Origin of the sequence: Methylobacterium sp. Leaf88 (assembly GCF_001422795.1) — a bacterium.
Lineage (GTDB): Bacteria > Pseudomonadota > Alphaproteobacteria > Rhizobiales > Beijerinckiaceae > Methylobacterium.
Window position 1 is genome coordinate 136,763 of record NZ_LMMK01000012.1, and the last position, 16,923, is coordinate 153,685.

Sequence of the window (16,923 nt, forward strand, 5' to 3'; positions counted from 1 at the left end):
CGCACGGGGTTCGGCAAGACGCGAGGGTGCCCTCAGAGAGCCGCCCGAGCCAACTTCCAGGCCAGAAAGGCCAGGACACCAGCACCGAGACACCGCCGCCACGGATTCACGCCCCGCACGACCTCGTCGACGGCCCACCATGCCAGGGCCGCCGCGCCGAGAATACGCAGGTAGGGACCGATTCGGCCGCCGGGCCCGTCGAGCCAGCCGACCAGCGCGCAGCCGATGAAGATCAGCAGCGGCGCGTTCGGCCATTGTCCGATGGTGATTGCACCGGTCTTCCGGTCGCGAAAGAACCAGTCGATCGCGTTCAGGTCGGCACCCCGCTCTCGGCCTTGCGGGCCGGGGCGCAGATCTGCGGCGACACCTTGTCGAGATGCTCGCAGGCATTGCGCAGGTACCAGGCCCGCAATTCCGGCTGGCCGGGGGCCACGTACATGCCGACGAGGACGAAGGCGACGGCGCCGACGAGGATGAGGGTGAGAAGACTACGCATCGGGGCAACTCCCAGGACCGGTCTGGCGCCCCTTCCGTCCACCCGATCGTCGGGCGATCCCAAGTCCGGGTAAGCCCGGGACAAAGAAACAGCCCGCGCGCCGATCACGGCATGCAGGCTGTGTAAGCTTGGGAGGATCGAGAGGCTGTTGAGACCTGCCTGACAACGGGGAGACCCCGCCCTGGTTCCCGCGCGTGAAGCGGGAAAACGTCAGGCCGCCTGGAACAGGGGCACGATCCGCATCCCCGGCACCAGGACGAGACCCTTGTCGGTGATGCGGATCTCCGGGATCACCGAGAGCGGGATGAGGTTGAAGCCCATATACGGAATGGTGCAGCCGGCCCGGTCCCAGGCCTCCTTCAGGATCCGGACTTCCTCAGCCACGGCGGTGACGCGCTTGTCCGACAGGAGCCCCGCCACCGGCAGCGGCACCAGGGCGACCACGGCCCCGTCCTCCACCACGCAGACGCCGCCTTGGATCGCGCCGAGGGCATCGAGGGCGACGCGCATGTCGCCCTCGTTCAGGCCGGCGACGATGACGTTGTGCGAATCGTGGCCGACGCTGCTCGCCACCGCGCCCCGCTTCAGCCCGAAGGCCCGCAGCAAGCCGTGGGCGACGTTGCCGGCCCGGCCGTGGCGCTCGATCACGGTGACGAAGCAGAGGTCGTTGGCCCCGAGGGTCGAGGGCCAGTCCGGTCCGGGCACGAGGTCGACGATCTCGTGGGTGAGCTCGATGCCCGGCAGCGTGGTGCGGATCGCGTTGACCCGGCATGGGCCTGTCGGCAGGTCCGGGGTCAGGGCCGGCAGCGGGTCGGGCAGGTGCATGGTGGCGTAGGCCGGCGCGGGGTAGCGGTAGGGCCGCGACAGCGCGGCGTCGAGCAACGGCGTGATCCGGCGTTCCTCGACCACGAGCTCCCCGCCGTACCAGGTGGACTGGGGCACGAGGTCGTCGTCGAGGAGCACGAGGTCGGCCCGGCGCCCGCCGCCGAAGCCGCCGATCTCCCCATCGAGGCCGTAGCGGGCGGCGGGGTGCAGCGAGCCCATCGACCAGGCCTGGACCTTCGGGACGCCCATGCGCACCGCCTCGCGCACGACCCAGTCGAGGCCGAAGGCGAGGAGATCCTGCGCGTCGCGGTCGTCGGTGCAGACGCAGATCCGCTTGGCCGCGGCGCCGTAATCCAGGATGGTGCCGATGGCTTTCGGCAGGCTGTGCCAGGGCGTGGTCGGCGGGCCGCCGCGCAGGTAGATCCAGATTCCGGCCTCCAGGAGGTCGTCGGCGATGTCGCGGTCGATCGCCTCGTGCGTGTCGGTGACGCCGCTGGCGGCGTAGGCCGCCACGAAGTCGCGCCCGTAGATGTGGCCCGAGACCGGGCGACCGCGCTCCAGGGCGGCCTGGATGATGGCATGGGCGCGGGGATCGCCCTCGCAGACCGCCACGAAATCCATCTTCTCGCCGAGGCCGATCGCCTCCGGCCAGGCATCGAACAGCGCCGCGATCTTGGCGGCATCGAGGTCGCCGCCCGCGGTCTCCAGTTCGGGCGAGGTCGCCGGCACCGTGCTGGGCACCGTGAGGTAGATGTTCAGGGGCGCCGCGCGGGCATCCTCCAGCATCCAGGCGATGCCGTCGGCGTCGAGGACGTTGCCGATTTCGTGGCTGTCGCAGACGATCGTGGTGGTGCCGTTGAGGAGCGCGGCCTCGGCATAGGCACAGGCCGTGACCATGCTGCTCTCGATGTGCAGGTGCGGGTCGACGAGTCCCGGCGCGAGGAGCCCGCCGCCGAGGTCGCGCCGGGGCGCATTGCCCCGGTAGGTTCCCGCCGGCTTCACCGCCGCGATCCGCCCGCCGGCGATCCAGACCTCGCGATGCGGCAGGATGCGCTCCGAGTAGGTCGAGAGCAGGCGGGCGCCGGTGAGGACGCGGTCGGGCTCCGCGCGGCCGGAGGCCACGGCCGAGAGGTGTCGCGTCATCCGGCTCAACGGTTCGACGGAGAAGCGCGTCAGCGGTCGCGTGTCGGTCATGCGGTCTCCCGGCTCCGTGGCACTCGACGTGTCCGTCGGATTTGGCGTGCGCCGGGGCCGCCACGCCGGCCCGGCCGTTCCGCGGCGCATGCATCGTGCCAGACACCGGGCCCGGCGGACAGGCGGTGCGACCCGGCGAAACGGGTTGCCAAGCGGGAGCGGCGAGACCATTTAAGACAGATGCCGATCGCGACCCCGCGTCGCTCGATCGGAGACGGCCACGAGGCCGGGCCTGGGTGACGCCGGATGTACGCGCACCCGCCCCGCCCATCCGTGGCCGTCGGCGTCTCTTCCCCACCCCTGCAGTTCGAGCACCGTCCCGTCATGGCCAAGCGTACCAAGTCGAAACCGCAGGAGCGCGGCTCCGTCCTGTTCGACGTCGTCTATGACGATGAGTCCCGCGCCTCCAACCGGCGCGTCCCCATGGAGATCCTCGGCGGCCTCGACGGCGACGAGCCGGCCCGCCAGCTCATCGAGGACCAGGACCGCGCCATCTCCGAGAAATCCGGTCGTCCCCTGCGGGCGATCCGCAGCCTGACCCGCTCGCCCGCCCGCGTCTCCACGGCGTCCGACGAGTAGGCGCTCGCCAGGCCGGCCTGCGGCGCGGGGCCGGCGAGGCCCCGCCTCAGGCCTTCTTGAGGAATTCGGCCCTCAGCACGAGGCCCTTCACCTTCTCGGCATTGCCCTCGATCTCGGACGGATCGTCGGTCAGGCGGATGTTCTTGATCAGCGTACCGCGCTTCAGGGTCGCCGAAGTTCCCTTCACCTTCAGGTCCTTGATCAGCGTCACCGCGTCGCCGTCTGCGAGCTTGGTGCCGTTCGCATCCCGGGTCTCGTCCATCGCCCGCGCCCTCAGCTCTCGGGACGCAGGTAGGGTCGGCCGGCATCCACGAGCGCCCGGTCCACGGCCTCGATGGCAAGGAGGATGCGGGTGAGGTCCTCGGCCGCCGAGGGCGCCGCGACCTCGCTGCTGCCGATCCGCCGGGCGAGCGCAGCGCGCTGACGGGCCAGGCTGTCCCGCGCCCGGTTCATCTGGTCGATCTCTTCCGCCGTCATGCTGTGCTCCCCTGAACGCCCGGCCGGGCCGCGGGAGCGATGCGACCTTTGGGGGCCGAACGCAAGGACGGCGTCGTCCCGAGGGTCCCCCTTCAGAACAGGGCACCCTGCGCATCCTCGTCGCTGGAGCGCGGCTGCGCGGCGGGCGGGGCAGACCGCCCGGCTTCGCCCCTCTGCGGCCGGGCCAGGGGCTCGATGAGGTCCGGCGCATCGATGCGGGCGTCGTTCACCCGGGCGCTGACGGGGTCCAGCGTGAGCCAGTCATCGGGACAGGGGCGGCACAGCTTCACCGCGGCGTCCGGCTCCGTGTCGCGGGTGTCGAGCCAGGAATCGATCTGGTCCGGCGCGAGGATCGCCGGCATGCGGTCGTGCACCGCCGCCATCGTGCCGTTTGCGTCCGTGGTGACGACGGCCGCCGTGTCGACCTCCGAGCCGTCGGCCCCGAGCCAGTTTTCCCAGAGGCCCGCGAGCGCCATCGGTGCCCGGTCGGCGCGGCGGATCATGAAGGGGGTCTTCGTCGCGGCCTTGCCCGTCCCCTCCCGGCGCCACTCGTAGAACCCGTCGGCCAGGAAGACACAGCGGCGGTGGCGCAGGGCGCCGCGGAAGGTCGGCTTCTCTCGCAGGGTCTCGGACCGGGCGTTGATGACGAGGGGGAAGTCCTTCGGGTCCCTGACCCAGCTCGGCCACAGACCCCAGCGCACCAGCCGGAACCGGCGCCGCCCGCCCTCGGACAACACCACCGGCACCGGCTGGGTCGGCGCCACGTTGTACCGGGGCGGGAAGTTCGGCAGCTCGGGATAGCCGTAGAAGGCCCGGAAGATGTCCGGAGCCTGGGCGATGAAGAAGCGTCCACACATCCGCGGACGATCCGCAAATTCGACCCGATGGGCAAGGGGCTCAGGCCCCCCGGGGCGACGGATCCCCCGGGGGCGCGTCGCCTGTCTCAGGCGGCGCGGACGCCGGCGAGGAAGCGGCCGACCTCCTGGCCGAGATGATCGGACTGGCGCGCGAGGGCCGAGGCGGACGCCAGGACCTGGCTTGCCGCGGCGCCGGTTTCCTCGGCCGCTCCCGCCACGCCGGCGATGTTGGCCGTGACCTCGCCCGTGCCGGTGGAGGCCTGCGCGACGTTGCGCACGATCTCCTGGGTCGCCGCGCCCTGCTCCTCGACGGCCGCCGCGATGGTGGTCGCCACCGCGCTGATCTCGTCGATCCGGCCGCGGATGGCGTCGATGGCGTGCACGCTCTCGGCCGTGGCGCCCTGGATCCGCGCGATCTGCGTGCTGATCTCGTCGGTGGCCCGGGCCGTCTGCCCGGCCAGTTCCTTCACCTCGGTCGCCACCACGGCGAAGCCGCGCCCGGCCTCGCCGGCCCGGGCCGCCTCGATCGTGGCGTTCAGCGCGAGGAGGTTGGTCTGACCGGCGATGTCGGAGATCAGCTTGACCACGTCGCCGATCCGCGCCGTCGCGCCGCTGAGTTCCTGCACCAGGGCGGCGGTCGTGCCGGCCTCGCGCACGGCGGCGCCGGCGAGCTCGGCCGAGCCCTGCACCTGGCGGCCGATCTCCTGCACGGAGGAGCCGAGCTCCTCGGCCGCCGCCGCCACCGTCTCGACGTTCGAGGCTGCCTCCTCGGCGGCGGCGGCCACCGACAGGGAACGCCCGGCGGTCTCGCTCGCGGTGCCGCTCATGGCCTGGGCGGTCGCCTGCAACTCGCCCGCGGCCCTGCCCACGGAGTCCACGATGCCGCCCACGGCACGCTCGAAGCCGTCGGCCATCTCCTGCATCGCCCGGCGGCGCTGGGCCTCGGCCCCGGCCCGGGCCGAGGCCGTGTCCGCCTCGAGGGCCTTCATGCGGATCAGACTCTCCTTGAAGACCTGGACGGCGTCGGCGATGCGGCCGATCTCGGTGCCGGTGCCCTGGTGCGGGACTGTCACGGCGAGGTTCCCGGCGGTGAGCGCCGTCATCGGCTGCACCACCGAGTCGATGCCCCGCGTGACGCTGCGGATGATCAGGGTCGCGAGCAGGACCGCGAGCACGACGGCCACGCCGAGGGCCGCCAGCGCGATCGAGGTCGTCTGGGACGCGAGGGCGACGCCCTCCGCCTCGGCCTGCGCGGCGCCGGCGTCGTTGATCTCGATGAGCTTCTCCAGGGCGGTGGAGGCGCGCCGCCGCGGCTCGACGCCGTCGGAGAGGTAGAGGGCGTAAGCCTCGCCCTTCGGGGCGGTGCGGGCGGCGGCGACGATCCGGTCGGCCACGCCGAAGAAGGTGGTGACCTCCCGCCTGAAGGCCTGGAAATGCCCGCGCTCCGCATCCGAACTGATCAGGCGCTCGTAGCCCTTGGACAGGGCACCGACCTGTTCCCGGCGCTTGGTCATGTCGGCCTCGATCTTGGCCTGGTCGCCGGCATCCGTGGTCTGCGTCACGCGCAGCAGGCTCGTGGTGTAGCGGGCCAGGGCGACGTCGATCCGACCGCTCACCTGCACGCTCGGAAGCCAATTGGTCTGGACGGCGGTGAGTAGTGCGTTGATCCGTCCGACACCGGACATTCCAAGCCAGCCAATTGCGACGATGAAGAATGTGATGATCGCGAAGCTGGCAACCAACCGAGTGCGGATGGTCAGGGTCTTGAAGGTCATGGAACCGCTCCAAGAGCATGCATCCGCCCTCCGGATCATGCCAAGCGCGGTTACATTGCATCGGCATCCTTAACAGGATGCATCGGATACTCGCTACAACCAGCGTTTCCAGCGGAAGAACACGTATGGAAGGACAGCCGCCACGACCATCATCACGACCGCCATCGGGTATCCGAATCCCCAATCCAATTCGGGCATCGCCTTGAAGTTCATGCCGTAGATCGAGGCGATCAGGGTCGGCGGCATGAACACGACCGCCATGACCGAGAACAGCTTGATGATGTTGTTCTGCTCCAGGTTCACCAGGCCGAGCGTGGCGTCGAGGAGGAACTGGATCTTGGAGGACAGGAAGGTGGCGTGCTCCTCCAGGGACTGCAGATCGCGCAGGGTGGAGCGCACGTCCTCGCGCAATTCGCGCGGCGCCTTGGCGGTGCGGTAGGTCGCCGAGAGCGAGAGCAGGATGCGCTCCATCGAGACGAGGCTCTCGCGCTGCTTCGAGATCAGGTCGCCGTGGCGCCCGAGCGCCCGGAGGGTGTCCTGCAGGGCGGTGTTGCGGGCGCTCGGGTCCTCCTTCTCCTCGAAGATCTTGCCCGAGAGGCGGTCGATGCGCTCCCCCTGGAGCTGGAGCACGTCGGCCGCCCGGTCGATCACCGTCTCGATCAGCCCGGCCAGGATGGTCTCGCCCGAGGGCACGGCCGAGGGGCCGTTGCCCGTCGAGCGGCCGGCCCGCTGGGTGTACATCCGGAAGGCCTGCGGCTCCTCGTAGCGCACCGTGACGAGGCGGCTGCCGCGCAGAATGAAGGTGATGCCGGCCAGCCCCGGCTCCTCGGATTCGCTGACCTTGCTCAGCACCCGGCCGGTCATGTAGCGCGCCCCGTCCTCGACGTAGAGGAGTTCGGAGGGCTCGATGTCCTTCATCTCCTCGCGGGTCGGCACCGAGATGCCCATGAAGACCTCGACCTTGAGGTCCTCCTCCCGGCTCGGCCGCACCATGTCGAGCCAGACGGTGTCGTCGGGGATCGGCTCCTGCAATTCGAGGGAACGGCGCTCGAGCAGGGTCTGCCCGGCGCCGGCGACCGGCTGGTGGATGAAGATCACGCGGGATGTCTCAGGCGAAGGCCCCGGGAGGCGGTGTGCTCGCATCCGGCACGAAGAAGTCCGGCGCAAGAGGAATGCCGGGTGTGACCCGGTATTTTGAAAAGTCCGTGACACCCTGCTCCGCCAGGAAGCTGTCGTCGATGAGGAAGCGGCCCGTCACCGCGCGGGCGGGCAGGCGGAACAGCGCGTGGGCGGCGTCGGCCAGGATCTCGGGCGTGCGGCTCGCCTGCATCAGCGCCTCGCCGCCCAGCAGGTTCTGCACCGCCGCCGTGGCGATGGTGGTGCGCGGCCAGAGAGCGTTCACGGCGATGCCCTGGCGCTTGAGCTCGCCGGCGAGCCCGAGCACGCAGAGCGACATGCCGTACTTGGCGATCGAGTAGGCGAGGTGCGGCGCGAACCACTTCTCCGCCATGTCGAGGGGCGGCGACAGCATGACGATGTGCGGGTTTTCTGCCTTGGCGAGGTGCGGGATCGCGTACTTGCTGACCATGTAGGTTCCGCGCGTGTTGACGCCATGCATCAGGTCGAAGCGCTTCATCTCGGTCTCGGGCGTCCGGGTCAGCGCGATCGCGCTGGCGTTGTTCACCACGATGTCGATGCCGCCGAAGGTCTCGGCCGTCCGGGCGATGGCGGAGGCCACGCTGTCCTCGTCGCGGACATCCACCAGGAGCGGCAAGGCCCGGCCGCCCGCCGACTCGATGGCGGCGGCGGCGGTGTGGATGGTGCCCGCCAGCTTGGGATGCGGCGCGTCGGTCTTGGCCGCGATGGCGATGTTGGCGCCGTCGCGGGCCGCCCGCAGGGCGATGGCGAGTCCGATGCCGCGGGACGCCCCGGTGATGAACAGGGTTTTGCCCTGCAGCGAATCGCTCATGTCTCAGCTCTCCTCGGCGTTGATCTGGAATCGGGCCGGCTGCGTGCCGTCCGCATCGGTGAAGCCGTATTCGGCCGCGAGGTCGCCCGCATGGAGGATCTGCCCGGCCCGCGCCGCCACGGCCGGGTCGGCCGCCAGGGCGGCCAGCGCCCGGCCGGCATAGAGCGGGGTCTCCGTCGCCCGGTCGGCATGGCCGATGTCGACGGCGCGCTCGGTGCGCACGAAGCCGGGGGACAGCCCGAGCGCCGTGACCCCGTGCGGCGCCAGTTCCTCGGCGCAGGCGAAGGCCAGCCGGTTCGTGGCCGCCTTGGTCAGGTCGTAGAAGATGTCGCCGAGATAGCCCGGCGCGGTGTCGAACGAGACGAAGGCGATGAGGCCGGATTTCGCCGAGACCATCGCGGGGGCGACGGCGCGGGCGAGGAGGAGGGCCGGATAGGGGCCGCTCCCGAAGAGGTCCGAAAACGGCTCGGCCGAGCGGCGCCAGAACGGCGTGCCCCAGGCGGCGCCATCGGCGTAGCGCTCGCCGTCATAGCCCTCGTTGCCGCCCCAGACGCTGGAGACCGCCACGTCGATGCGCCCGAACCGGCGCAGGGCCCAGTGGACCAGGGTGTCGACGGCGCGCTCGCTGGTGTGGTCGCAGAGGTAGTGATGGCCCTCGCCACCGGCGGCATCGACCGCGCGGGCGGTATCCTCGATGGTCTCGGGCCGCCCCTCCGTGCGTGGCCCGGTCTCGCTGGACCGGGCGGTGACGATGACGGTGGCGCCGGCCTCGCCGAGCCCCCGCGCCAAGCCGCGTCCCACCCCGCGCGAGGCACCGGCGACGAGGCAGATCTTTCCGCGCAGCAGGTCCGGTGCGGGGGTCACGCCGGCTTGGCCCGGCCGAGGAAGCGCGCGAAGGCGGCCTGGGCCTCGGGCGACCGCAGGCGCTCCTCGAAGGCCACGGCCTCGGCCTCAAGGGCGGCGTCCAGGGCGGCCTGGTCGCCCCGGATCAGCGCCCGCGTCGCCTGCACCGCCCCGCGCGGCAGCCCGGCGAGGCGCGCGCCCTGCGCACGGGCATGCTCCAGCAGCAGCCCGGCCGGCATCACCCCGTTGACGAGCCCGAGACCCAGCGCCTCGTCCGCGTCGAAGGGCTGGCTCAGGAGCAGCATCTCCGTGGCCTTCAGGAGCCCGACCCGGCGCGGCAGCAGGTAGCTCGACGCCGCCTCCGGCACGAGGCCGAGTTCCACGAAGGGCATGCGGAAGCGGGCCGCCGGGCTGGCATAGACGAGGTCGCAGTGCAGGGTCAGAGTCGTGCCGATCCCCACCGCGATCCCGTCCACGGCCGCGATCATCGGCGTGCGCGTGCGGGCGAGCTGGCGGATGAACTGCAGGGCCGGCGCCTCGCGGAACGGCTTGCTCGCGCCCGCGACGAAATCGGCGAGGTCGTTGCCCGCGCTGAAGGCGCCCGGCGCCCCGGCGAACACCACGGCGCCGATCGCATCGTGTTCGTCGGCCTCCACCAGGGCGGCGCGCAGGGCGTCGTACATGGCGCCGGTCAGCGCATTCTTCTTCTCGGGCCGGTCGATGCGGATGAGGCGGACGCCGTCGGCGGTATCCGCGATCGCGATGTGCTCGCTCATGGTGCCCTGCCCTCCTGGATGGTGTTCGATCCGCGCGAGTGCGACGCTCGGCGGGGCGGGATCAGCTCGCCAGGGCGAGGGCGGCGTCCTCGGTGAAGCGCCCACCCGCGACGACGCTCTCCTCCAGGCCGCCCACGGCGGTCAGCAGGTTGTCGGCGAAGAACCGGGCCAGCGCGATCCGGCCCGCATGGGCGGGATCGGTGTCCCCCGCCTTGAGCGCCGCGTGGGCGGCGAGCGCCTGGCGACCGAGGCAGGCGCCCCCCTGAACCAGGCCGAACAGGCGCAGGTACGGCGTCGCGCCCGCCAGCGCCGCCTCCGGCCGGTTCGACGCGAGGGCCTTGAGCTGGAAACTCGTCGCCCGGTCGAGGCTCTCGATGCCGGCACGCAGCCGGGCGCCGAGGCTGCCGAAGGCCGGATCGGGATCCTTGAGGAAGCCCTCGGCGGTCCGGCGCAGGCTCGCGATCTGCGCCCGCACCGTCGCCCCGCCGTTGAGCGGCAACTTGCGGGCGACGAGGTCGATGGCCTGGATGCCGTTCGTGCCCTCGTAGATGCCGAGGATGCGGGCGTCGCGCATGTGCTGGGCGGCGCCGGTCTCCTCGACGAAGCCCATGCCACCATGGACCTGGACACCCAGCGAGGTCACCTCGTTGGCGATGTCGGTGGAGAAGGCCTTGGCCACCGGCGTCAGCAGCGAGGCGCGGTCATGCGCCCCCTGCCCTTCCGGGCCCTCCGCCGCGTCGAGGGCGGCAGCGGTGAGGTAGCAGATGCCGCGCGCGGCCTGGGTGAAGGCCTTCATGGTCAGCAACATGCGCTGCACGTCGGCGTGCTCGACGATGGGGCTGGTCTCGGGGGCGCCGGGCGCCTTGCCCTGGCGTCGGTCGCGGGCATAGCCCAGCGCCTGCTGGTAGGCCCGCTCGGCGATGCCGACGCCCTGGAGGCCGACGTTGAGGCGGGCCGAGTTCATCATCGTGAACATGCAGGCGAGCCCGCGATTCTCCTCGCCGATCAGCCAGCCGACGGCGCCGCCGTCGTCGCCGAAAGCCATCGAGCAGGTGGGCGAGCCGTGGATGCCGAGCTTGTGCTCGATGCCGGAGCAGCGCAGGTCGTTGCGGCTGCCGTCCGGCAGGATCTTGGGCACGAGGAACAGCGAGATTCCGCGGGTGCCGGCGGGCGCGTCCTTGAGCCGGGCCAGCACGAGGTGGACGATGTTGTCGGTGAGGTCGTGCTCGCCGTAGGTGATGTAGATCTTCGCGCCGACGATGCCGTAGCGACCGTCCCCCAGGGGTTCGGCGCGGCTGCGCAGGAGGGCCAGGTCCGAGCCGGCCTGCGGCTCCGTTAGGTTCATGGTCGCGGTCCATTCGCCAGAGATCAGCTTGGCGAGGTAGCGCGTCTTGAGGTCGTCCGAGCCGTGCTGGGCCAGGGCCTCGATCCCGCCCGCCGTGAGGAGCGGGCAGAGGCCGAAGGCGATGCTCGCTGCGTTCCACATCTCGTTGCAGGCGGCGTTGAGCACGAGGGGCAGGCCTTGCCCGCCATGGTCGGGGTCGGCGCTGAGGCCGTTCCAGCCGCCGGCGATCCAGGTCCGGTAGGCTTCGCGCCAGCCCGGCGGGGTGGTGATGGCACCGTCCTTGAGCGGCGTGCCGTGCCGGTCGCCGACCCGGTTGAGGGGGGCGATGACCGATTCGGCGACCTTGCCGGCCTCGGCCAGGACGGCTTCCGCGTCGTCGACGGCGAGGTCGCCGTGCAGGCCGGCCGCCAGGGCAGCGTCGAGCCCGGCCACGTGGCGCAGGGCGAACAGCATGTCGGCCACCGGAGCGCGATAGGTCATGTTGCTTCCTCCCGCGCCTTGGTTGAATCGACGCGTGTCGCCCCGTGTTTGACGCATGGCCCGGACGGGCGCTAGGCCCAGGCTTTCCCCGCCGAAGGGGCGCCAGCGGAGATAGTTTAGATATGAACGATCTCGGGTCAATCCCCGACGACGCGATCCCGGCGGTGGCGACGCGTCGGCTCACCGCGGGCGCCGCCGGGATCGCGGCGGCCGCGTCCCTGCTCCGGGCCGGGCAGGTCGTGGCCTTCCCCACTGAGACGGTCTACGGCCTCGGGGCCGATGCCACCGACCCGGCGGCGGTCGCGAAGATTTTTGCCGCCAAGGCGCGGCCGCGCTTCAATCCGCTGATCGCGCATCTCGCCGACACGGAGGCTGCCTTCGCCGAGGGCCTGTTCGACGCCGCGGCGCGCAGTCTCGCCGCGGCGTTCTGGCCCGGCCCTCTGACCCTAGTGGTGCCTGCCGCGCCGGGCTGCCGCGTCTGCGACCTCGCTCGGGCCGGCCTGCCGAGCGTCGCCCTCCGGGTGCCGGCGCCCGACCTGACCCGGGCCTTGCTGGCGCAGGTCGGGCGTCCCGTCGCCGCGCCTTCCGCCAACCGTTCGGGACGCGTCAGCCCGACCCGTGCCGATCACGTCCTGGCGGATCTCGAGGGCCGGATCGCTGCCGTGCTGGATGGCGGCGAGACGCCGGTCGGCGTCGAATCCACCGTGGTGGCCTGTCTCGGCGGTCCACCCCGACTGCTGCGGCCCGGGGGCGTCACACGGGAGGCGCTGGAAGCGCGCCTTGGCTTCGCCCTGGCCGGCCCGGAGCGGGGGGACACGGCCCATCCGGTCGGCCCGGGACTCCTCGCCTCCCACTATGCGCCGCGGGCGCAGGTCCGCCTCGAGGCGACCGCCGCCGCGCCCGACGAGGTCGTGCTGCTGTTCGGGCCGGCGCCGCTCCCGGGAGCGGATGCGGCGCTGGCGCGCCTCAACCTCAGTCCCACAGGGGATCTCGCTGAGGCCGCGGCCCGGCTGTTCTCGGCCCTGCGCCAGCTCGACGGCCTCGGGGCGCCGGTAATCGCGGTGGCGCCCATTCCGGAGCGGGGTCTTGGCGAAGCGATCAACGACCGGCTTCGGAGGGCCGCGGCGCCGCGCTGAAATTTTTTCGGGATGCGCTGGAACCAAGCCGCCGGGGGCGTGTTCTACCCGTACGAAGGCCAGTTCAGCCCCCAATGGCCTTTTCCCTTCTCGGGCTCGGAGCAATCCGAGCCTTTTTTCTTGCGCGTCATTCGGGCCCTGGCCACGGCGCCCTGACCCGATTTACGAGACCCCATCAGGCGATTTCCAGGATCTCGCTCTCGTGCCCGTTCACCTCGACCACATCGCCGGCGACCTTGCCGGTCAGCGCGCGCGCCATCGGCGAGACATAGGAGATCGTGCCATGGGCCGGGTCGGCCTCGTCCTCGCCGACGATCCGGTAGGTGCGGCGGCTGTCGTCCTCGGCCAGGATCGTCACCGTCGAGCCGAAGCGGACCACGTCACCCGGCTCCGCCTCAACCAACTGCGCGGAACTGCGCCGGGCGGTCCAGTAGGCGAGATCGCGATTCACCCGGGCTACGTCGGCCTGGGCCTCGGGCGTCAGGGCGGAGAACGCGGCCTGAAGGCGTGCAACCTCTGCCTCGATATGGGCCAGGCCCTCGGGGGTGACGAAATTCGGGTGCGAAGAGATCGTGCGTTCGGGAAGATCCTCGAACACCGCTTCACCTTCACGCTCACGGACGAATGCTTGGCTCATGATCGGGGAAACGCCCGGCGCCTGCCCGACGTTCCGTCATGCTCGGGCGACCTCGACCACCGTGCGTCCCCGGACCCGGCCTTCGAGGATCGCCCGTGCCACCGTATCGACGCCGGCCAGCGGCACCGTCTGGGTCATCGCCGCCAACTTGTCGTGATCGAGCTCCCGGGCGAGCCGGTCCCAGGCCGCCCGGCGCTTCGGTTGCGGCGTCGTCACGCTGTTGATGCCGAGCAGGGAGACCCCGCGCAGGATGAATGGGGCGACCGAGGTCGGCAGGTCCATGCCCTGCGCCAGACCGCAGGCGGCGACCGCACCGTCCACCTTCGTCCCCGCCAGGACGTTGGCAAGGGTGACCGATCCGACCGCATCCACCGCCGCCGCCCAGCGCTCCTTGGCCAGCGGCTTGCCGGGCTGGCTCAGCTCCGCGCGGTCGAGGATCTCCGAGGCACCGAGGCCGCGCAGGTAGTCGGATTCCGCATCGCGGCCGGTGGAGGCGATGACGTGCCAGCCGGCCCGCGCCAGCAAGGCCACCGCCACGGACCCGACGCCACCCGAGGCGCCGGTGATGAGGACCGGTCCTTGTGACGGAGTCGCGCCGTGGTGGTCGAGGGCCATCAGGCAGAGCATCGCCGTATAACCGGCGGTGCCGATCGCCATCGCCTGGGCGGGGCTCAGGCCCTGGGGAAGCGGCACCAGCCAGTCGCCTTTGACCCGGGCGCGCTGCGCATAGGCCCCGAGATGGGTCTCGCCGACGCCCCAACCGGTGAGCACCACCGCATCGCCGGGCTGGTAGTCGGGATGATCCGAGGTCTCGACGATCCCGGCGAAGTCGATGCCGGGAATCATGGGGAAACGGCGCACCACCGGCGACTTGCCGGTCATCGCCAGCCCATCCTTGTAGTTCACCGTGGAGTGGGTGACCCGGACCGTGACGTCGCCCGGCATCAGGTCGGCGTCGTCGAAATCCTGGAAGGCGAGGGATTGCCCCGTCTCGGTCTTCTCGATGACCCAAGCCTTGAACCGACCCATGGCATGCCTCCGCTGACGGGACTGAGGTGTGGCACGGACGGTCCGAATCAAGCGGCCCCGGGCGCCGCTGGCGTCCGGAGCCGGAGAAGGGTCGGCGACGAAGGGCTCAGTAGCCGTCGTAGATGCTGCCGGAGGAGAAGCCGAGGCCGACGCCGACATCGGCCGAGCTGGCGCCGGTGATGCCGAAGGCGTCGGGAATCGAGCCGACGGCGAGACTGGGGCCGAAGGCGCCGGGATAGCCGCCCTGGCCGTAATTGGCCGGGACCCAGCCCGACCGTGCGGGCTGCACCAGGACCCGGCGGCGGACACTGGCGTATTGCGGCGGAAGGGTCTCGGGAATCGTCTGCGCGGGCTGCACGAGGACGCGGCGGCGGCGGACGGAATATTGCGGCGGCACGTCCACCCAGCAACCGATCAGCTCACCATAGGCATCCCGACGAGTCTGCCACACCCGGCCGCCGGGCGCCACGAGAACACGCTCCGAGACGGTCTCGTAGACCGGAGGAATGGTGCGGTAGACGGTCTCGGCCGGGCGGACGAGGACCTGCTCGGACACCGCGCCGTAGACCGGAGGGGTGTTGACGTGGCGGTAGCACTCGGCGCCGCCGCAGCCGCCGGCCTGGGCGGAGGACAGGGTGATGACGGCGCCCGCGATGGCGGCGAGACTGATACGGGCTGCGACCGGCGTGGTCATGACGGGTTCCTCGGCTCGAAACGCTGGATAGGACGGGATGGCGCGCGAAGCCCGCGCGCATCTCGACGCTCCAGAGGCCGCCAAGTTGCCGCTCGATCAAGCTGTATCGAGACTCAAGGTAAAATTAACCCAAGCTTAGGACTACTTAGAAGTTTCACTGCTTAGGTGAAAACACGCGGAACTGTCGAGAAAATCAGGTCTGACCGCGCTTGAGCTGGTAAAAGATGTGCCGCCCGATGACGTCCATCTTCTTCAGGCGCCGGGACCAGCCTGGTTTCACGTAGTCCGCGTGGTAATGGGTCGCTCCGCCGACTTCGCTCAGGTAGGTGCGCCCCTCGATGACCGCGCTGGCGATCCGGGTGGCGTTCTGCCAGGACGGCCCGTCGGCGATGCGCAGGGACTTGCCTTCGCAGGCGAAGGAGAACTGGCAGCCCATGTAGCGGTGGCGGTTCTGATAGACGACGCCGCAGACGTTGCTGGGATAGAGACCGCTCTTCACTCGGTTGAGGACGACCTGGGCGACCGCCGCCTGCCCCTCTTCGGATTCGCTGCGCGCCTCGAAGTACACGGCCTCGGCGAGACAGCGCTGCTCGCGGTCCATGGCGTCGGGACCGATCAGGTCGGCGTAGCGGTGGCGTGCGACGTCCGGGGGCACGGCCGCACCCGGCGTGGCGCCATCCGCCTGGGATCCCCGCGGCGACAGGCCTGGGAAGACGAGGCTCGCGGCGGCGATCTCGATCGGCGTCGCATCGGCCGGGGCCGGGGTGGTCGAGGAGAGCGCTTCCGCGCGGGGAATGGCGGGGGTCGCCCCATCCTCCACCGCGATCACCGAGCCCTCGCTCTCCCCGCTCGCATCGAGGCCGAGGTCGGGGGGTGGTACGAAGCCGGCATCGAGGTCCGGATTCCAGGTCGCCGATCCTGATTCCAGCAAGCCGCTCACGGGCTCCGCGAGGCTCGTCCGTACGACGAGGGCGTCGCCCCGGCCCTCGGCGAAGAGAAGGCCTTCGGTGGTGCCGCGGGTGTAGACCCGGTGCGGCGCGTGCGAGCGCGTCTCCGTCCCCGCAAGCCGGGCCCCGGGCGAGGCCGTCGCGAGGAGCCGAGCCGGACCGGCCGCGCGCCCGGCGGAGCCCGGCGCCATGTCCGTGCCGGCCGTGGCGGTGAAGGAGACGAGCAGCCCGATGCCCGCCGCCCAGGGAGTCATCGCCGCGCTGAGCCAGCGCAGATGCGACGCGCGCCGTACCTGTTTCCTACCCACGCAACCGACTCGCACCAGGATGCCAAACGCTCACACCGCCGGTCCCAGGAGGACACGGAAGCGGCCGTTGCGTTCAACTATCGTGCGGTATGGTTGCGGAGCGGTTAAGCGGAGGCGTCAGAGCGCGCCGGGACGACCGTGCATCGCCGCCAGGCTGCCGACCAGGGTCGCGAGGTTCGAGCGTCCGCTCCCCTGCGCGCCGGCGATCCGCTCGGCATCGGCCCCGCTCTGCGTGGCGACGGCGAAGACGAACAGCGCGATGGTGGCGAGGCCGCTCAGGCCGGCCACGACCCAAAGATACGCCTGCTGCATCACGCGGGGCAGCGGAACAGCGACGGGACTTTCGTTGAGAAACAGGGGGGGTGGGCTGGTGTCGTTCATGCCGGCGATCCCACGCGTTGGCTGCCGCCCCAGTCAGCAGGGTTGCCTGCGCGTCATGGTTTGGCACTAGCACTGAACGTGCCCGCGCGGAATCGGTTCGCCGCGTTTTCGACAATTTGTTGAACGGTTCGTTCGACCGTTGACCCGGGACGGCGCGCGGCCGTCCCGATCCGTC

18 protein-coding genes are annotated in these 16,923 nt (G+C 71.0%); 2 read left to right on the forward strand and 16 right to left on the reverse strand.

Going from position 1 to position 16,923, the window contains the following annotated elements:
* Positions 1 to 310: 310 nt before the first annotated feature.
* Both ASF20_RS07010 and ASF20_RS07015 read right to left on the reverse strand, forming a co-directional pair.
* On the reverse strand, positions 311 to 496 hold the full coding sequence (locus tag ASF20_RS07010) for a hypothetical protein (protein WP_056211377.1): 186 nt from the start codon (positions 494 to 496) through the stop codon (positions 311 to 313).
* A 210-nt stretch (positions 497 to 706) separates the two neighbouring features.
* Positions 707 to 2,515 carry an adenine deaminase C-terminal domain-containing protein gene (locus ASF20_RS07015; RefSeq protein WP_056272415.1) on the reverse strand — a complete coding sequence of 603 codons (1,809 nt, stop codon included), beginning with the start codon at positions 2,513 to 2,515 and terminating at the stop codon, positions 707 to 709.
* 324 nt (positions 2,516 to 2,839) lie between these two features.
* Here ASF20_RS07015 and ASF20_RS07020 point away from each other — a divergent pair, with 324 nt between their 5' ends.
* On the forward strand, positions 2,840 to 3,094 hold the full coding sequence (locus ASF20_RS07020) for a hypothetical protein (RefSeq protein ID WP_056211374.1): 255 nt from the start codon (positions 2,840 to 2,842) through the stop codon (positions 3,092 to 3,094).
* Between the two features lie 46 nt (positions 3,095 to 3,140).
* Here ASF20_RS07020 and ASF20_RS07025 read toward each other — a convergent pair whose 3' ends face one another.
* The 9 genes from ASF20_RS07025 to ASF20_RS07065 form a co-directional block, all read right to left on the reverse strand.
* Positions 3,141 to 3,356 (reverse strand): alkylphosphonate utilization protein, encoded by a 216-nt coding sequence (locus tag ASF20_RS07025; protein ID WP_056211370.1) that lies wholly within the window; start codon positions 3,354 to 3,356, stop codon positions 3,141 to 3,143.
* Positions 3,357 to 3,367: 11 nt separating this feature from the next.
* Positions 3,368 to 3,571 (reverse strand): hypothetical protein, encoded by a 204-nt coding sequence (locus ASF20_RS07030; protein WP_056211367.1) that lies wholly within the window; start codon positions 3,569 to 3,571, stop codon positions 3,368 to 3,370.
* A gap of 92 nt (positions 3,572 to 3,663) precedes the next feature.
* A complete protein-coding gene (locus ASF20_RS07035) occupies positions 3,664 to 4,428 on the reverse strand; it encodes an SOS response-associated peptidase (RefSeq protein WP_056272418.1) in 765 nt (254 codons plus the stop codon).
* 86 nt (positions 4,429 to 4,514) lie between these two features.
* Entirely contained in the window at positions 4,515 to 6,203 is a 1,689-nt protein-coding gene (locus tag ASF20_RS07040) for a methyl-accepting chemotaxis protein (protein ID WP_056272421.1), read from the reverse strand.
* Between the two features lie 93 nt (positions 6,204 to 6,296).
* Positions 6,297 to 7,301, reverse strand: coding sequence for a magnesium transporter CorA family protein (locus tag ASF20_RS07045; RefSeq protein ID WP_056211361.1), 1,005 nt, complete (start codon positions 7,299 to 7,301; stop codon positions 6,297 to 6,299).
* 10 nt (positions 7,302 to 7,311) lie between these two features.
* A complete protein-coding gene (locus tag ASF20_RS07050; RefSeq protein ID WP_056211359.1) occupies positions 7,312 to 8,172 on the reverse strand; it encodes an NAD(P)-dependent oxidoreductase in 861 nt (286 codons plus the stop codon).
* Positions 8,173 to 8,175: 3 nt separating this feature from the next.
* Positions 8,176 to 9,036, reverse strand: a complete 861-nt coding sequence (locus ASF20_RS07055) for an SDR family NAD(P)-dependent oxidoreductase (protein WP_056272423.1) — start codon at positions 9,034 to 9,036, stop codon at positions 8,176 to 8,178.
* The gene (locus tag ASF20_RS07060) at positions 9,033 to 9,791 is read right to left on the reverse strand and encodes an enoyl-CoA hydratase-related protein (RefSeq protein WP_056211355.1); all 759 of its coding nucleotides are present in this window, start codon (positions 9,789 to 9,791) and stop codon (positions 9,033 to 9,035) included. Before ASF20_RS07060 ends, ASF20_RS07055 begins: the two co-directional genes overlap by 4 nt.
* 61 nt (positions 9,792 to 9,852) lie before the next feature.
* Positions 9,853 to 11,616, reverse strand: coding sequence for an acyl-CoA dehydrogenase (locus ASF20_RS07065; protein WP_056272426.1), 1,764 nt, complete (start codon positions 11,614 to 11,616; stop codon positions 9,853 to 9,855).
* Between the two features lie 122 nt (positions 11,617 to 11,738).
* On the opposite strand from ASF20_RS07065, the gene ASF20_RS07070 reads away from it, so the two are divergent.
* Positions 11,739 to 12,752 carry an L-threonylcarbamoyladenylate synthase gene (locus tag ASF20_RS07070; protein WP_056272427.1) on the forward strand — a complete coding sequence of 338 codons (1,014 nt, stop codon included), beginning with the start codon at positions 11,739 to 11,741 and terminating at the stop codon, positions 12,750 to 12,752.
* A gap of 175 nt (positions 12,753 to 12,927) precedes the next feature.
* Here ASF20_RS07070 and greA read toward each other — a convergent pair whose 3' ends face one another.
* The 5 genes from greA to ASF20_RS07095 form a co-directional block, all read right to left on the reverse strand.
* Entirely contained in the window at positions 12,928 to 13,389 is a 462-nt protein-coding gene (gene greA / locus ASF20_RS07075; protein WP_056272430.1) for a transcription elongation factor GreA, read from the reverse strand.
* Between the two features lie 36 nt (positions 13,390 to 13,425).
* On the reverse strand, positions 13,426 to 14,418 hold the full coding sequence (locus tag ASF20_RS07080; protein ID WP_056272433.1) for an MDR family oxidoreductase: 993 nt from the start codon (positions 14,416 to 14,418) through the stop codon (positions 13,426 to 13,428).
* Positions 14,419 to 14,524: 106 nt separating this feature from the next.
* Positions 14,525 to 15,112 carry a hypothetical protein gene (locus tag ASF20_RS07085; protein WP_056211346.1) on the reverse strand — a complete coding sequence of 196 codons (588 nt, stop codon included), beginning with the start codon at positions 15,110 to 15,112 and terminating at the stop codon, positions 14,525 to 14,527.
* 193 nt (positions 15,113 to 15,305) lie between these two features.
* Entirely contained in the window at positions 15,306 to 16,313 is a 1,008-nt protein-coding gene (locus ASF20_RS07090; protein ID WP_056272435.1) for a cell wall hydrolase, read from the reverse strand.
* A gap of 171 nt (positions 16,314 to 16,484) precedes the next feature.
* Positions 16,485 to 16,748, reverse strand: coding sequence for a hypothetical protein (locus ASF20_RS07095; RefSeq protein ID WP_056272439.1), 264 nt, complete (start codon positions 16,746 to 16,748; stop codon positions 16,485 to 16,487).
* Positions 16,749 to 16,923: the final 175 nt, after the last annotated feature.

Excerpts from the sequence above, each read along its gene's own strand:
- ASF20_RS07080 (WP_056272433.1), bottom strand. The coding sequence starts at position 14,418 with ATGGGTCGGTTCAAGGCTTGGGTCATCGAGAAGACCGAGACGGGGCAA.
- ASF20_RS07095 (WP_056272439.1), bottom strand. The coding sequence starts at position 16,748 with ATGAACGACACCAGCCCACCCCCCCTGTTTCTCAACGAAAGTCCCGTC.
- ASF20_RS07040 (WP_056272421.1), bottom strand. The coding sequence starts at position 6,203 with ATGACCTTCAAGACCCTGACCATCCGCACTCGGTTGGTTGCCAGCTTC.
- ASF20_RS07035 (WP_056272418.1), bottom strand. The coding sequence starts at position 4,428 with ATGTGTGGACGCTTCTTCATCGCCCAGGCTCCGGACATCTTCCGGGCC.
- ASF20_RS07010 (WP_056211377.1), bottom strand. The coding sequence starts at position 496 with ATGCGTAGTCTTCTCACCCTCATCCTCGTCGGCGCCGTCGCCTTCGTC.
- greA (WP_056272430.1), bottom strand. The coding sequence starts at position 13,389 with ATGAGCCAAGCATTCGTCCGTGAGCGTGAAGGTGAAGCGGTGTTCGAG.
- ASF20_RS07060 (WP_056211355.1), bottom strand. The coding sequence starts at position 9,791 with ATGAGCGAGCACATCGCGATCGCGGATACCGCCGACGGCGTCCGCCTC.
- ASF20_RS07065 (WP_056272426.1), bottom strand. The coding sequence starts at position 11,616 with ATGACCTATCGCGCTCCGGTGGCCGACATGCTGTTCGCCCTGCGCCAC.
- ASF20_RS07020 (WP_056211374.1), top strand. The coding sequence starts at position 2,840 with ATGGCCAAGCGTACCAAGTCGAAACCGCAGGAGCGCGGCTCCGTCCTG.
- ASF20_RS07025 (WP_056211370.1), bottom strand. The coding sequence starts at position 3,356 with ATGGACGAGACCCGGGATGCGAACGGCACCAAGCTCGCAGACGGCGAC.
- ASF20_RS07050 (WP_056211359.1), bottom strand. The coding sequence starts at position 8,172 with ATGAGCGATTCGCTGCAGGGCAAAACCCTGTTCATCACCGGGGCGTCC.
- ASF20_RS07090 (WP_056272435.1), bottom strand. The coding sequence starts at position 16,313 with ATGACTCCCTGGGCGGCGGGCATCGGGCTGCTCGTCTCCTTCACCGCC.
- ASF20_RS07070 (WP_056272427.1), top strand. The coding sequence starts at position 11,739 with ATGAACGATCTCGGGTCAATCCCCGACGACGCGATCCCGGCGGTGGCG.
- ASF20_RS07030 (WP_056211367.1), bottom strand. The coding sequence starts at position 3,571 with ATGACGGCGGAAGAGATCGACCAGATGAACCGGGCGCGGGACAGCCTG.
- ASF20_RS07015 (WP_056272415.1), bottom strand. The coding sequence starts at position 2,515 with ATGACCGACACGCGACCGCTGACGCGCTTCTCCGTCGAACCGTTGAGC.
- ASF20_RS07085 (WP_056211346.1), bottom strand. The coding sequence starts at position 15,112 with ATGACCACGCCGGTCGCAGCCCGTATCAGTCTCGCCGCCATCGCGGGC.